This window comes from Streptomyces sp. WM4235 (assembly GCF_001279725.1).
Taxonomy (GTDB): Bacteria; Actinomycetota; Actinomycetes; order Streptomycetales; family Streptomycetaceae; genus Streptomyces.
Window position 1 is genome coordinate 1 of record NZ_LGDE01000225.1, and the last position, 762, is coordinate 762.

1 protein-coding gene is annotated in these 762 nt (G+C 76.6%); it reads left to right on the plus strand.

Features of this window, described 5'->3' with window-relative positions:
* Positions 1 to 172: 172 nt before the first annotated feature.
* On the plus strand, positions 173 to 762 hold a 590-nt coding region (locus tag ADK55_RS16590), incomplete at its 3' end, for a TerD family protein (protein ID WP_199826545.1).

Sequence of the window (762 nt, forward strand, 5' to 3'; positions counted from 1 at the left end):
GCCCGGCGGACCCGCACGCCCGGCCCGCCCCGGCCCGCCCGCCCCCACCCCGGCCCCCGCCCCGGCCCGACCGCCCCGCCCCCGGCCCCGGCCCCGGCCCCGGCCCCGGAAATATCCCGCGAAGGTAAGGGAACGGCAAAGCCCCTCCGGTCGTTCTCCGGGCATGACCGCTATGACCCCTGGTTCCAATCTGCCGCTCAACACCGTCCGGGTGACGGTGGACGTGGCTGCTCCGGTGCGGCTCGACGTATCGGGACTTCTCCTCGCCGCGGACGGCAAGGTGCGTTCCGACGCCGACTTCATCTTCTACAACCAGCCGACCGGCCCCGGTGTGAGTCACCGGTCCGGGGGCGGTTCGACGCCCGACTCGATCACGGTGGACACCGGCGCCGTGCCGCCGGGCATCGAGCGGATCGTGGTCACCGCCAGCCCGGACGCCGCCGGACAGACCTTCCAGGGCATCGAGCCCACGGCCACGGTGCGGGACGCGGTCGGCGGCGCGGTGATCGCCACCTTCACCCCGCCCCAGCTGGGCTCCGAGACCGCGCTCGTCGTCGTCGAGGTCTACCTGCGCGGCGGCGTGTGGAAGGTGCGCGCCGTCGGCCAGGGGTACGCCAACGGCCTCGCCGGCATCGCCACCGACTTCGGGGTCTCCGTGGACGAGGAGCCGCCCCCGGCCGCGGCCGCGGCCCCGTCGGCACCCCCCGCCGCGGCCCGGGTTCCGGCAGGCGGGGGCCAAACCCCCCCTCGGCCCCGCCCCCG